Genomic DNA, 12,624 nt, shown 5'->3' on the forward strand with positions numbered 1-12,624 from the left:
CGCGATTCCATCACTCCTGGCCCCGCGAGGGAAGAAACGGCTTTCCGGGGCGGGTGCCGCGGGCCGCCTAAACTGGTGCGGCTCGCGCGACGACGGGCGCGACGGGCACGACGGAAAGGGGCGGTGACGGTGGCGGCAGCCGGCAGTGGCTTCGAGGACCCGTCCGCCGACGTGCTCGCCCAGGCGGCCGCGGCCTTCGGGCTGCTGGCCTCGCCCGCCCGGCTGCACATCGTCTGGGCGCTGGCCCAGGGCGAGAGCGACGTCACCGGGCTCGCGGAGCGGGTCGGCGGCGCGCTGCCCGCGGTCAGCCAGCACCTCACCAAGCTGAAGCTGGCCGGCCTCGTCCGCTCCCGCCGCGAGGGCCGCCGGCAGGTCTACTACGTCGACGACCCCGACATCGTCGACGTCGTACGGCTCCTGGTGGGCCGGCTCACCGACCGCGCCGCACCGGCGCGGCGCCGGCTCCATGGTCTCTGAGACCGCCGGGGGCACCACCCTGGAGGTGCTGCGGCGGCTGGAATCGGGGCCCCGAGGGCTGACCGAGGCCGAGGCCGCGGCGAGGCTGCTCACCTCCGGCGAGAACACGCTGCCGGAGGCGCGCACACCGTCCTGGCCGCTCCGTTGCGGGCGCGCCCTGCGCGACCCCTTCACCGCCGTGCTGCTCTGTCTCGGCCTGGTGTCCGTCGCCATAGCGTCCTGGGGCACCGGGGTGGTCATCCTCGCCCTGGTCGTCGTGAGCTGCGTGCTGCGGGCGACGGGGGAACACCGGGCCGACCGGTCCATGTCCGCCCTGCGCGACCTGGTCGCCGGCACGGCTGCGGTGCTCCGCCGCACCGACGGCCGGGAGCCGCCGGAGTCCCGGGAGGTCCCGGTCGCCGAACTGGTCCCCGGCGACGTGATCCGCCTCGGCCCGGGAGACCTGATCCCGGCGGACGTGCGGCTGCTGCGGGCGCGGGGGCTCACGGTGCACGAGGCGGCCCTCACCGGGGAATCGGCGCCGGTGGACAAGAGCACCGCGGACGGGTCGGGCGAGTCCCTCCTGTGTTTCCAGGGCAGCACCGTCGCCTCGGGCACCGCCACGGCCGTCGTGGTCGCCACCGGCACCGGTACACGGTTCGCCGCCGCGCACCGGCAGCCCGCCGCGCGCCGGGAGGGCGGGGCCTTCGACCGGTCCGTGCACGGGATCTCCTGGGTGCTGATCCGGTTCATGCTGCTGACCCCGCCCCTGGTGCTGATGGCCAACGCGGCGCTGCGGGGACGCGGTCTGGAGACCCTGCCCTTCGCCGTCGCGGTCGCCGTAGGTCTGACGCCCGAGATGCTGCCGGTGATCGTCACCACCTGCCTGGCCCGGGGCGCCGCCCTCCTGGCCCGCACGCACGGCGTCATCGTCAAACGGCTGCCCGCGCTGCACGACCTGGGCGCCGTCGACGTGCTGTGCGTCGACAAGACCGGCACGCTCACCCAGGACCGGCCGGTCGTCGAACGCTCCCTCGACCCGGCCGGCCGGGACGATCCGGAGGTGCTGCACTGGGCCGCCGTCGGCGCCTGGTGGACCCTCCAGCTCGCCGAACTGCCCGCCCCGGACGCCCTCGACGAGGCCCTGCTGGAGGCGGCCGGGCCGGTGGGCGAGGAGTACGACGGGGTGGACGCCGTGCCGTTCGACCCGGCACGGCGGATCTCTACGGCGGTGGTACGCGGCTCCCTCGGGCGGCACACCGTCGTCGTCACCGGTGCCGTCGAGGCCGTGCTGGAGCGCTGCGCGACGGAACCCGGCGAGCGCGACCGGCTGCTGGCACTCGCCGCCCGGGAGGCGGACACCGGGCTGCGAGTGCTGGCCCTCGCCACCGCCGACCGGCCCGCCGGAGCCCGCGCCCCGACCGACCCCCGGGCTCTGGCCTTCCGGGGCCTGGTGACCTTCCGGGACGCCCTCGCCCCGACCGCCGCGGAGGCACTGCGCGGCCTGGCCGACCGCGGCGTCACCGTCAAGGTCCTCACCGGCGACCACCCGGCCACGGCGGCCCGGGCCTGCCGGGAACTGGGCCTGGATCCGGGGCGGGTACGGACCGCCGCGCACCTGGCGGACGCCGAGGCCGACGGGGCGACCGTGGTCGCCCGCTGCACCCCTCAGGACAAGGCCCGCCTCGTCGCCGCCCTGCGCGCCGCCGGGCACACCGTCGGGTTCCTCGGCGACGGCGTGAACGACGTGGCCGCGCTGCGTGCCGCCGACGTCTCTCTCGCGCCCCGCTCCGCCGTCGGCGTGGCCCGGGAGAGCGCCGACGTCGTCCTCGCCGAGAAGGACCTCACGGCGATCGGCCACGCGATCACGGCCGGCCGGCACGCGAGCGGCAACATCGCCTCGTACCTGCGCGTCACGCTCTCCTCCAACCTGGGCAACGTCGTCGCCATGCTCGCAGCGGGCCTGCTCCTGCCCTTCCTGCCGATGCTCCCGGCCCAGGTGCTCGCGCAGAACCTGTGCTTCGACGCGGCCCAGCTCGCCTTCGCCCACGACCGCCCCGGCGCGGCGGCGCTGCGCGGCCCGGCCGTGCTGCGGCCGCGCTCCTTCCTCCGGTTCGTCACCGGCTTCGGCCTGCTCAACGCGCTCGCCGACCTCGCCACCTTCGCCGTCCTCGCCCTCGCGCTCAACGGCCCCGACGCCGTGGACGACGAGGCCGTGTTCCACTCCGCCTGGTTCACCGAGAACCTGCTCACGCAGGCGCTGGTGATGCTGCTCCTGCGCAGCGGCCGGCGCGTCGAGGGGAGCAGGGTGCGGGGCCCGGTCGGCCTGGCGGCGGCCGGCCTCGCCGCCGTCGGCCTGCTGCTGCCGCCGAGTCCCCTCGGCGGCGCCCTCGGCATGACGGCCCTGCCCGCCGCGTACTACCTGCTGCCCGCCGTGGTGCTCGGTCTGTACGCCCTGGCCCTGACGGCGGCCAGGGCCAGGCACCGGCCGCGTCAGCCGTAGGTGAGGTCCGAACAGGGATTGTCGTCCGCCGAACGGGCCCCGTCGGCGACCTCGGACGGTACGGCCGTCGGAGCCGGGGACGCGGACGCGGTCGCCGCCGGGCTGCCGGCGTACGACTGGCCCAGCACGACCTTGATCCCGCTGCCGGTCACCGACCGGAGCCCGGCGCCGGGGAAGGCCGCCGCGACGGTCCGGGCCCGGTCCTCGAGGCCCGGGCCGTACTCGACCAGGGTGGTCGTGTGGTCCTGGTCGGACGCCGTCGCCGTACCCGTGACGGTGAAGCCGTCCGCGGTGAGGGCCTCGGCGGCGCGGGCGGCCAGACCGGGCACGGCGGTGCCGTTGTAGACGGCGACGTCGATGCCGTCACCGGAGACCGGCGCGGGGGACGAGGAGGCGGAGGGAGACGCGGCCGGGGCGGAGGAACCCGACGCTCCGGTCTGCTTTCCGCCGGCGTCCTTGCCGTCGATCGTGCGGTCGGCCTTGAGCGCGGCCCACAGGGCGTCGGCGTCCGGCTGCACGATCGCCACCCGGGAACCCTCGTAGCGCCAGGGCAGGGTGAGGAACTTCGTGTTGTGCAGGTCGATGTCCTTCAGGGACATCGCGAAGGAGATCAGCTTGCCGGCGGAGCCGAGGCCGGGGTCGACGGTCAGCGACTCGGTGGCGGCGTCGGCCAGCGGCAACAGCCGCGCCGGGGTGAGGCCCTTGCTCTTCACCTCCTTCAGCAGACTGGCCACGAACGCCTGCTGCCGCTTGATCCGGCCGATGTCGCTGCCGTCGCCGATACCGTGCCGGATCCGGACGTAGTCCAGCGCCCGCTGTCCCGACACGCTCTGCTCGCCCTTGTGGAACAGCAGCTTGCCGGGGGAGGTGAGATGTGGGTCGAGGTCGTTCTCGTACACGTCCTGCGGCAGGCATACCCGCACCCCGCCCACCACCTCCGTCAGCCGTGCGAAGCCCTTGAAGTCGACGACGACGGTGTGGTCGACGCGCAGCCCGGTGAGCTGTTCGACCGTGTTCTGCGTGCAGGCGGGGTTGCCCTCGGCGGTCTGGCCGACCGAGTACGCGGCGTTGAACATCGTGTCCGGCCGGGCCTTCGTCCAGCTGCCGTCGGGCAGTTTGCAGGACGGGACGGTGACCAGGGTGTCACGCGGGATGGAGACGGCGAGGGCGTGCCGGTGGTCGGCGTAGACGTGCAGCAGGAACGCGGTGTCGGAGCGGCCCACGTCGTCCTTGTCGCCGCCGCCCAGCGCGCTGTTGCCGCCGGTGCGGGTGTCGGAGCCGATGACCAGGATGTTCTCGCCCTTCGACGAGCCGGCCCCGGGGCGGTTGTCGGAGAGGCCGCCGGAGTCGAAGGTGCTGATGTCGCCGTCCAGCTTCAGATACAGCCAGCCGGCACCGCCCGCGGCGAGCACGACCAGGGCCAGGCAGACCAGGAGGGCGACGCGTGGGCCACGGCCGCGGCGGCGACCGCGCCGCCGCCTCTGGTCCCGGGGCGCGGCCCGGTGTCGCGGTGGCTCTGTCCTCCGAATACTGCTGACCGTCATCGGCGTCCGCTTGCCTCTCGCCCGGGGGTTGTACAGTTGCGCAATGTAGCAACTGTTGAAGAGAGGGAGGGCATGACGTGCTGCGCAACGGACTGGAGCCCTGGCATCTGCTGATCGTGGCGATCGTCGTGATCGTCCTGTTCGGCTCGAAGAAACTGCCGGACACGGCGCGTTCACTCGGCCGCTCGATGCGGATCCTCAAGAGCGAGGCGAAGGCACTGAAGGAGGAGGGCGCCGGGGAACCGGCCTCGGGAGAGCCGGACCTCCGGGATCCGGCGCCCTCCGCGGCGCCCGTCAGCCCGTCAGGACCGGCAGCGTCCGATGGCCGTGCGAGATGAAGGAGTCCACCGGCCGCAACTCCTCGGCCGGTACGGCGAGGGTGAGGCCGGGGAACCGTTCGAACAGGGCCGGCAGGGCCACGCGCGCCTCCAGCCGGCCGAGCGGGGCGCCCAGGCAGTGGTGGACGCCGTACCCGAAGGCCAGATGGTCCTTCGCCGCGCGGGTGACGTCGAAGACGGCGGCGTCCGGGCCGTGATGCTCCGGGTCGCGTCCGGCGGCGGCGTACGCGGCGAGGATCGCCTCGCCCTTGCGGATCACCGCGCCGTCCGGGCCGCCCAGTTCACCGAGGGGCAGATCCTCGACGGCGTACCGCAGCGGCAGGCTGGCCACCGGTGCCTCGGCCCGCAGGGTCTCCTCGATCACGTCGTCCCAGGAGGCGCGTCCGCCGCGGACGTGCGCGAGCTGGCCGGGGTGGGTGAGCAGCGCGTGGACGGCGTTGTCGAGCAGGTTGACCGTCGTCTCGTGGCCGGCGCTGATCATCAGCATCAGCGTGTCGAGCAGTTCCTGCTCACTGAGCCGCGTGCCGCTCTCCTCCTCGTGGGCGGCGATCAGCGCGGAGGTGAGGTCGTCCCCGGGCGCCGCCCGCTTCGCGGCGACGAGTTCACCGAGGACGGCGTAGAACCGGGCGTAGATGTCGGCGACCTCGGCCGCGTCGGCCGAGGTGTGGAAGACACCGTCCACCACGACCCGCAGCTCGTCCCCCAACTCCTCGGGCAGCCCGAGCAGTTCGCCGATGACCTGGATGGGCAGCGGGTAGCAGAACTCCTCCCGCAGATCGACCGCCTGGGCGTCCGCGCCGCCGCCGGCCCCGGCCTTGGCGACCCGGTCGAGCAGCGTCGCGGTGATCTCCTCGATCCGTGGCCGCAGCGCGTTGGTGCGGCGGGCGGTGAACGCCTTGGAGACGAGGGTGCGCAGCCGTTTGTGGTCGGTGCCGTAGGCCGTGAACATGTTCTGCACCGCGACCCAGGTGAACAGCGGCCAGTCCGGCGAGACCTCGCCGTCGATCCAGCGCTGCCAGTGCCGGCGCGGGTCCTTCGACACCCGTGGGTCGGTGAGCAGCCGTTTCAGAAGCGGGGTGCTGCTGACCGCCCAGGCCGGGACACCGTGGGGGAGTTCGACGGGGGTGACGGGTCCGCGCGCGCGGACCCGGGTCGCCTCGCCGTGGATGTCGCGGCCGGTCGGGTCGATCACAATCGGGTGGGTCTGATCCATCGGACTCTCCCTGGGCTGACGGCTGTTCGTGCGGCGCGCGCACGCCTCGTGGGCGAGAGCGCGACACGTCCAGCCAAGTCGCCGCGGCCGGGCGACGCCAGGGGGTCGGGGATCACTGACCGGAAGGGCATCACTGGCCTGAATCAGACAGCCTGGCCGGCCTCCCGCTCCAGGGGCCCCGCCACGGCCGCGGCCTTGGCCGCCTTTCTGCGCTGCCGCCGGCTGACGCGCGGCTCCTGGTCCGGGAGCCAGCCGAAGGTGAGACAGCTGCCGACGACGCCCAGGAGCATGCCCACGAAGAAGCCGCCCAGGTTCGAGGTCAGCCAGGTCCCCAGGGAGACCAGCACCCCGATGACCGAGTAGAACAGGCGCTGGGAGGGGCTGAAGAGGATCAGTACGCCGCACAGCAGCATCACGGTCGGAAGCAGATAGCCGGCCAGACCCTGCATGCCGACGTGCAGGATGACGTCCAGTGACGCCTTCAGGGTGAGCAGGACCTCCGCCCCGCCCAGGGCGAGCAGCAGCCCGCCCCAGAAGGGACGGCCCGCCTGCCACCGACGGAAGGCGGACCGGGACTTCCCGTGTGGGCCGCCGGGCATCAGCAGCCCGATTCGCTGAAGCCCAGCTTCAGCCCCGGCAGCTTGAACACACCGGCCGTCGTGGCGTAGTTGGTCTGCCGCAGGTTGGCGATGCGCACGGTGTCGGACTGCTGGCTGAAGACGCCAATCGGCCCGCGGCCCAGGTCTCCGGCCTTGTTGAGCTTGCTGGCGTCGTTGCCGATCTCGATGTTGGTGAAGGCCGCGTCACCCGAGAGCTGGGTGGAGTCGGTGGTCAGGTCGGTGGCCCGGACCTTCTTCGCACCTTCACCCGCCCTGATGATCAGGTTCGTGCCGCCCAGGTCCACGCTCTGGCACAGCTTGGTGAGCGTCGCGTCCTTGATCACGGACGTGACGACCAGCACCTGACCGCCCGTCTCACCCGCGTTGGGGCTGCCCTCGGCCATCTCGTCCAGACCGCCGAACTGGGCGAAGCCGTTGCCCTTCAGCTCGGTGGCGGTGACCGTGAAGGGCATGCCGGAGATGGCGAACTGCACGCCCAGCGCCCCCTCGGCGGTGAGGACCGCGAGGCCCGCGGCGACCAGGGTGGCCGGCACCGCCATCACCGCGGCCCGGCGTGCCCGGACCCGTCCGCGGCGCGCGGGAACGTCAGCGACGTCCGGGGCGACGGGGCTGTCCGGTCTTTCGGGGGTGTGCTCGGCGGAGGAGGTCATGTCTGCTCCAGGTGCGTGTCGGTGCGGATCGGACTTCGGTGGCACGTTGCCCTGGCGCGGACACCGACCGCGTACGTACGTCTCCCCGCAACTCCCGGCGGTTGCAAGGGCTTTCTCGTTACGCCGCAGTAGCCGACTCGGAAGTTACCGGGGGTTACATGAAGGGTCAAGGGAAGTGTGAACAAAGAGTGTTGAATGTGCGCCGCATGTGAGTCAACGGCGTTCGGAAACTCTCAGCGCACGCACAACTCCCTTGTGAAGCCTTGACGTTGACTGACCGGTAGGTCTACAACTCTCCTCGTCTCACCGGATCCGTGGCGCCGGATCCGCCGCGCGGCACCCTCCGCGCGCCCCGGACCGCCCGTCCCGGACGGGCATCTCACCGCCCGGTGCGTCCGCACGGGCTTTCCCTCGCCCGAGTCCGACCCTTCACGGCACGGCCGCTTCCCCTGGAGCCGCGCCACCAGCCACCCCCCGCCCGGCCCGGCCGGAGCCGCGTCCCCGTGCGTGCCTCCGGCCGGTGACCGGACTGCCGTTGCCGGTCCGTCACGTACGGAGAAGGCGTGACGGGCCGGCAACGGCGGACGCACCCCTCACCCCGCTTCCGAAAGAGGTACACCCGCATGCGTACACGCACCCTGCTCGCCCTCACCGCCGCCGTCGCCGCCCTGGGCCTCGCCGCCCCCGCCTCGGCGGCCGACACCCCGGTCCTGACCACGACCGACGGCGCGGCCGTCGCGGTCGGCGACGTCCTCGACGCGTCCCTGGCGAGCGGCACCGCCGCCACCTTCTACTCCAGCGCCACCGGCACCAGCGGCATCTCCTGCACCTCGTCGGCGTTCTCCGCCAAGGTCACCGCCAACCCGGCCGCTCCGGGCACCGCCACCGAGTCCCTCGCCTCGCACACCTTCGACACCAGCGGCTGTACCGCCAACGTCGTGGGGGTGCTCGGCGTCAGCGGCGTCACCGTCGACAACCTGCCCTACACCACCAGCGTGTCCTCCGACGGCGCCGTCTCCGTGACCCCGGGCGCGAGCACCGCCATCCAGTCCACGGTCAAGCTGCGCACCCTGCTCGGCACCATCACCTGCGTCTACCAGGCCCCCAGCCTGACCGGCACCGCGAGCAACGCCGACCACAGCATCTCCTTCACCAACCAGCAGTTCACGAAGACGTCCGGTTCGTCGCTGTGCTTCAGTAACGCCTTCTTCACCGCCAAGTACGCCCCGGTGACCAAGGGCGGTGTCGCGGTCAACGTCAACTGACCGACCGGCAGAGGTAGTTCAGCGTCGCCGTAGTCGTACGGCCAGGGCGGCGCCGCCGGTGAGCAACAGCACCGCCGCGGCGCCGCCCGCCAGCATGGGCGTGGACGGGCCCGAGCCGGGGCCGGAGGTGGCGGCCACCGGGGTGTGGTCGCCCTGCGGCTGCGGGGAGGCGGTGTTCTCGCCCCGCGTCTCCTCCTTCTCCTGAGAAGCCGTGTCCTTCTCGGGAGACGCCGTGTCCTCGTCCGGAGTCGGCGAGTCCTTCTCCGGGGTCGGCGTGTCCTTCTCTGGGGTCGGCGAGTCCTTCTCCGGGAACACCACGTCCGAGCACGAGTAATAGGTGTCCGGCGTGCTGCTGTTCTGCCACACCGTGTACAGCACGTGCCGCCCGGTCCGGTCGGACGGCAGGGTCGCCTCGAGACGGTAGGCGCCGTCCGTCAGGGCCGGGTCCGTCACCTCCGCGAACGGCTTCCCGGGCAGGTCGGACCAGGACAGCGGCCCGGCCGGGTCGTAGCCGGGCTTCGTCAGGTACATCCGGAACGTGCCGGTGTGCGGGATCGTCGAGACGTACCGCATGGTCAGCGTCGCGCCGGGCGTCACCCGGGTCGAGGGCCAGTCGGCGCGGGCGAGGTCGAGGCCCCGGTAGGCGGGCAGGCCCCCGCTGCACAGCTTCCCGTCGGGGACGACCTGCCGGTCCCGGCCGTTCACGTTCGCCAGCCGCAGGTTGTCCCAGGCCGTGAAGGGCGCCCCGTTCGCGGCGACGGCCGCGCGGCACGCCGCCGAGCCGGCGCGATCGCCGCCCTCGGGGGAGCAGGCCACCACCCGGCTCACCGGATCCGTCGGCGCGCCGTGCGCCCCCGCCGGTCCGGCGGCCCACAGCGGCAACAGCAGCGGGGTCACGAGGGCGCCCGCGAGTGCGGTGCGGTGTGCGGTCGTACGAGGCATCCCTCTGCGTCTCCTCGGCCGGGGCGGCTGCGTCGGTAGTGCAGTACGGGAAACCGCCCCGGCGCGTTCACCGCGCACGGCGCGTTCGAAAAGGGGCCATTGGCTCCCAACTGCCCGCCATAGAGGGTGGGTTTCCGGCCGGATCGAGGGTTTCCCCCGTATCCCGATGACCTTCCCTTTGCCTATCGTTCGACCACAGCCGACCCACAGGTAACCCCGAACGGGTCCGCTGGCCTTCTCTGCGCCTGGCCGGCCATCGCGTCGCTTTTCGAACCACCCCCCTCCGCTTCGACGACGAAGCGACTCCACCGCCGCTCCGCCCAGCCCGGAGTCAGGCCACGAAAGGCAACGACCGTGCGTACCTCCCCAGAGCTCAGACGGAAGCTGATATCCGTCGCCGTCGTCTCCGCCGCGCTGCTGACCGCCGCCCCCGCCTCGGTCGCCGTCGCCCAGGAGTCCGCACCCCGCGCCGCCGCCGTCCCGGCCGCCCTCACCGAGGCCGCCCCCGGCGCCCCGGCCGAGCGGCTCATCGTCGGCTACAAGTCCGGCGCCGCCGAGGCCAAGTCCAACAAGGCCGCCGCCGCCGACGCCGAGACCAAGGCCGAGAAGACGGGCGAGGACGTCGACTTCCAGCGCCGCCTCGGCACCGGCGCGGCCCTCGTCGAGCTGGGCACCAACCCCACCCGGACGTCCGTCGCCGACGTCGTCGCCCAGTACGAGGCCGACCCGCAGGTCGCCTACGTCGTTCCGGACCGCCTGAACAAGCCGACGGCCGTCACCCCGAACGACACCGACTACAGCAAGCAGTGGGACCTGTTCGAGTCCACCGCGGGCATGAACGTCCCGGCCGCCTGGGACACCACCACCGGCAGCGGCGTCACCGTCGCCGTCATCGACACCGGCTACGTCACCCACTCCGACCTGGCCGCGAACATCGTCGGCGGCTACGACTTCATCTCCGACACCGCCGTCTCCGTCGACGGCAACGGCCGTGACAGCAACCCGGCCGACCCGGGCGACTGGTACAACGCCGACGAGTGCGGCCAGGGCATCCCGGCCTCCACTTCCTCCTGGCACGGCACCCACGTGGCCGGCACCATCGCCGCCGCCACCCACAACGGCAAGGGCGTCGCCGGCATCGCCTACGGCGCGAAGATCTCCCCGGTCCGCGTCCTCGGCAAGTGCGGCGGCTACGACTCGGACATCATCGACGCGATCACCTGGGCCTCCGGCGGCACGGTCTCCGGCGTTCCCGCCAACACCAACGTCGCCAAGGTCATCAACATGAGCCTCGGCGGGGGCGGCGCCTGCTCCACCGCCACCCAGAGCGCCATCACCGGCGCCGTGAACCGCGGCACCTCGGTCGTCGTCGCGGCCGGCAACGAGAACCAGAACGTCTCCAACTCCTCCCCGGCGAACTGCAACAACGTCATCTCGGTCGCCGCGACCAACCGCGCGGGCAGCCGTGCCTCGTACTCCAACTACGGCTCGCTCGTCGACATCTCCGCCCCCGGCGGCGAGACCCGTACCTCCTCCGCCAACGGCATCCTGTCCACGCTGAACTCCGGCACGAAGACGCCGTCGAGCGAGAACTACGCCTACTACCAGGGCACCAGCATGGCCACCCCGCACGTCGCGGGCCTCGCCGCGCTGCTGAAGTCGGCGAACTCCGCCCTCACCCCGGCGCAGATCGAGTCGGCCATCAAGGCCAACGCCCGCGCCCTGCCCGGCACCTGCTCCGGCGGCTGCGGCGCCGGTCTCGCGGACGCCGCCAAGACGGTCCAGGCCGTCAAGGGCGGTACGTCCACCGGCACGACCTTCTCCAGCACCACCGCGGTCGCCGTCCCGGACAACGGCGCGGCGATCGAGTCGCCGATCAGCGTCACCGGCCGCAGCGGCAACGCTCCCTCGGCCCTCCAGGTCGGCGTCGACATCACCCACACCTACCGCGGCGACCTCGTCATCGACCTCGTCGCGCCGGACGGTTCGACGTACCGCCTGAAGTCCGCCGCGTCGGACTCCGCCGACAACGTGAACACCACCTACACGGTGAACGCGTCGAGCGAGACCGCCAACGGCACCTGGAAGCTGCGCGTCCAGGACACCTCGGCGCAGGACACGGGCACGCTCAACAACTGGAAGCTGACCTTCTGATTCGCGATCACCAGCGGGCGGGTCGACCGGTGCGGATGGGGCACCGGCCGGCCCGCCTTTACGTCTGCGCGCACAACCCCCACAGTTAGATACCGAACGCGCTGTTTTCTTTCACCAGTTGCGATTGTTTTGCCGGATGTGCACCCGCACTCCGGCACACTGGTGTGATGAACGCCGTCTGAGGGTGAGTTATCGTGTACGGCGGGTAAAAACAAACGGCATGACCCGTTCATTTCTGTCCCGGGAGAGTTCAGCCGATGGCGAGGCAGTTGCGAGCCGAGCAGACCCGCTCGACGATCATCACGGCCGCCGCTGACCTGTTCGACCGTCGCGGCTACGAATCGACCAGTCTCAGCGACATCGTGGAGCACGCTCAGGTCACCAAGGGTGCCCTGTACTTCCACTTCGCGGCGAAGGAGGATCTCGCCCACGCGATCCTCGAACTCCAGTCGCACACCGCCCGCCGGCTGGCGACGGAGACCGACAGCCGCGGCCACACCTCGCTGGAGGCGCTGATGCGCCTCACGTTCGGCATCACCCGCATGTCCGTCGAGGACCCGGTCCTGCGGGCCGGCCTGCGGCTCGCCACCGGTGGGATCCAGCCGCGGCCGCCGCTGAGCCACCCCTTCACGGAGTGGCTGGACATCGTCGCGAACCGGCTCGTCGGCGCGGTCAAGGAATCCGATGTCCACCCGGACATCGATATCGATGTCGTGGCCCACTCCCTGGTCTGTTTCTTCGTGGGCACCCGGGTCGTGGGCCGCTCCCGGGAGCCCGTCGCGCGACAGCCCCGCAGGACGGCCGAGATGTGGAACATACTGATCCGCAGCCTGGTCCCGGTGACCCGCCGCGCCCGCTATCTGAGCCTGGCGGCCCGCCTGGAGCGGGAGATCGCGCCGGTCTGACCGGCCGGACCCGGGCATGAGGGCCGCGCGCTAC

11 protein-coding genes are annotated in these 12,624 nt (G+C 72.3%); 6 read left to right on the top strand and 5 right to left on the bottom strand.

What is annotated here, in order from left to right; translation table 11 throughout:
• Window positions 1–129: 129 nt before the first annotated feature.
• Together OHU35_RS33015 and mgtA are read left to right on the top strand one after the other, a co-directional pair.
• Window positions 130–477, top strand: a complete 348-nt coding sequence (locus tag OHU35_RS33015; RefSeq protein WP_189721913.1) for a metalloregulator ArsR/SmtB family transcription factor — start codon at window positions 130–132, stop codon at window positions 475–477.
• A complete protein-coding gene (gene mgtA / locus OHU35_RS33020; RefSeq protein WP_405507903.1) occupies window positions 467–2,959 on the top strand; it encodes a magnesium-translocating P-type ATPase in 2,493 nt (830 codons plus the stop codon). The genes OHU35_RS33015 and mgtA overlap by 11 nt, the downstream gene beginning before the upstream one ends.
• Here mgtA and OHU35_RS33025 read toward each other — a convergent pair.
• Window positions 2,950–4,503, bottom strand: a complete 1,554-nt coding sequence (locus OHU35_RS33025) for an LCP family protein (RefSeq protein ID WP_405507905.1) — start codon at window positions 4,501–4,503, stop codon at window positions 2,950–2,952. The genes mgtA and OHU35_RS33025 overlap by 10 nt on opposite strands.
• Window positions 4,504–4,580: 77 nt before the next feature.
• Here OHU35_RS33025 and tatA point away from each other — a divergent pair, with 77 nt between their 5' ends.
• Entirely contained in the window at window positions 4,581–4,841 is a 261-nt protein-coding gene (tatA, locus tag OHU35_RS33030) for a Sec-independent protein translocase subunit TatA (protein ID WP_359888475.1), read from the top strand.
• Here tatA and OHU35_RS33035 read toward each other — a convergent pair.
• The 3 genes from OHU35_RS33035 to OHU35_RS33045 form a co-directional block, all read right to left on the bottom strand.
• Window positions 4,798–6,054: a cytochrome P450 gene (locus OHU35_RS33035; RefSeq protein ID WP_405507907.1), complete on the bottom strand. Its 1,257-nt coding sequence runs from the start codon at window positions 6,052–6,054 to the stop codon at window positions 4,798–4,800. The two genes, tatA and OHU35_RS33035, sit on opposite strands and share 44 nt — an antisense overlap.
• Window positions 6,055–6,197: 143 nt before the next feature.
• Window positions 6,198–6,653 carry a DUF6114 domain-containing protein gene (locus OHU35_RS33040; RefSeq protein ID WP_405507909.1) on the bottom strand — a complete coding sequence of 152 codons (456 nt, stop codon included), beginning with the start codon at window positions 6,651–6,653 and terminating at the stop codon, window positions 6,198–6,200.
• Complete coding sequence (locus OHU35_RS33045) at window positions 6,653–7,324, bottom strand: DUF6230 family protein (protein WP_359888468.1); 672 nt, start codon at window positions 7,322–7,324, stop codon at window positions 6,653–6,655. Before OHU35_RS33045 ends, OHU35_RS33040 begins: the two co-directional genes overlap by 1 nt.
• 623 nt (window positions 7,325–7,947) lie before the next feature.
• Between OHU35_RS33045 and OHU35_RS33050 the strand changes: the two genes are divergently transcribed.
• Window positions 7,948–8,589 carry a Tat pathway signal sequence domain protein gene (locus tag OHU35_RS33050; protein WP_189721562.1) on the top strand — a complete coding sequence of 214 codons (642 nt, stop codon included), beginning with the start codon at window positions 7,948–7,950 and terminating at the stop codon, window positions 8,587–8,589.
• Window positions 8,590–8,607: 18 nt separating this feature from the next.
• On the opposite strand, the gene OHU35_RS33055 is transcribed toward OHU35_RS33050, so the two are convergent.
• Window positions 8,608–9,531 (bottom strand): lytic polysaccharide monooxygenase, encoded by a 924-nt coding sequence (locus OHU35_RS33055; protein ID WP_405507910.1) that lies wholly within the window; start codon window positions 9,529–9,531, stop codon window positions 8,608–8,610.
• A gap of 354 nt (window positions 9,532–9,885) precedes the next feature.
• On the opposite strand from OHU35_RS33055, the gene OHU35_RS33060 reads away from it, so the two are divergent.
• Both OHU35_RS33060 and OHU35_RS33065 read left to right on the top strand, forming a co-directional pair.
• On the top strand, window positions 9,886–11,685 hold the full coding sequence (locus OHU35_RS33060) for a S8 family serine peptidase (RefSeq protein WP_189721560.1): 1,800 nt from the start codon (window positions 9,886–9,888) through the stop codon (window positions 11,683–11,685).
• Between the two features lie 257 nt (window positions 11,686–11,942).
• Window positions 11,943–12,590, top strand: coding sequence for a ScbR family autoregulator-binding transcription factor (locus OHU35_RS33065; RefSeq protein WP_189721559.1), 648 nt, complete (start codon window positions 11,943–11,945; stop codon window positions 12,588–12,590).
• The last annotated feature ends 34 nt before the right edge of the window (window positions 12,591–12,624 follow it).

The sequence above is a fragment of the Streptomyces purpurascens genome (assembly GCF_045040895.1).
Classification (GTDB): domain Bacteria; phylum Actinomycetota; class Actinomycetes; order Streptomycetales; family Streptomycetaceae; genus Streptomyces; species Streptomyces purpurascens.

Coding starts and splice junctions, on each gene's coding strand:
- mgtA (WP_405507903.1), top strand. CDS start 467: ATGGTCTCTGAGACCGCCGGGGGCACCACCCTGGAGGTGCTGCGGCGG.
- OHU35_RS33050 (WP_189721562.1), top strand. CDS start 7,948: ATGCGTACACGCACCCTGCTCGCCCTCACCGCCGCCGTCGCCGCCCTG.
- OHU35_RS33045 (WP_359888468.1), bottom strand. CDS start 7,324: ATGACCTCCTCCGCCGAGCACACCCCCGAAAGACCGGACAGCCCCGTC.
- OHU35_RS33055 (WP_405507910.1), bottom strand. CDS start 9,531: ATGCCTCGTACGACCGCACACCGCACCGCACTCGCGGGCGCCCTCGTG.
- OHU35_RS33065 (WP_189721559.1), top strand. CDS start 11,943: ATGGCGAGGCAGTTGCGAGCCGAGCAGACCCGCTCGACGATCATCACG.
- OHU35_RS33035 (WP_405507907.1), bottom strand. CDS start 6,054: ATGGATCAGACCCACCCGATTGTGATCGACCCGACCGGCCGCGACATC.
- OHU35_RS33040 (WP_405507909.1), bottom strand. CDS start 6,653: ATGCCCGGCGGCCCACACGGGAAGTCCCGGTCCGCCTTCCGTCGGTGG.
- OHU35_RS33025 (WP_405507905.1), bottom strand. CDS start 4,503: ATGACGGTCAGCAGTATTCGGAGGACAGAGCCACCGCGACACCGGGCC.